Below are 240 nucleotides of genomic sequence, written 5' to 3' on the forward strand. Positions count from 1 at the left end.
GTTAAGGATCAATTAGGTGAAGATGTATCCTATGTTATTCAAGAGGAGCAATTAGGAACGGGTCATGCAGTGACGCAAGCAGAAGAATCACTAAAGGGGCTTGATGGAACAACTGTTGTTTTATGTGGAGATACGCCATTAATTACAGAATCAACTATCAACGCACTGATCAAAGAGCATGAAGAAAAAGAAGCTAAGGTCTCGATATTAACTGCACTAGCTGATGATCCAACAGGCTAC

General features: G+C 40.4%; 1 protein-coding gene. It reads left to right on the plus strand.

Annotated features, from left to right (window positions below):
* Positions 1-240, plus strand: a 240-nt coding sequence (locus tag AOA60_RS01615) for a sugar phosphate nucleotidyltransferase (protein ID WP_256592787.1), incomplete at both ends; no start/stop codon positions are given.

The sequence above is a fragment of the Pseudomonas sp. 2822-17 genome (genome assembly GCF_002742485.1).
Lineage (GTDB): Bacteria > Pseudomonadota > Gammaproteobacteria > Pseudomonadales > Pseudomonadaceae > Aquipseudomonas > Aquipseudomonas cyclaminis.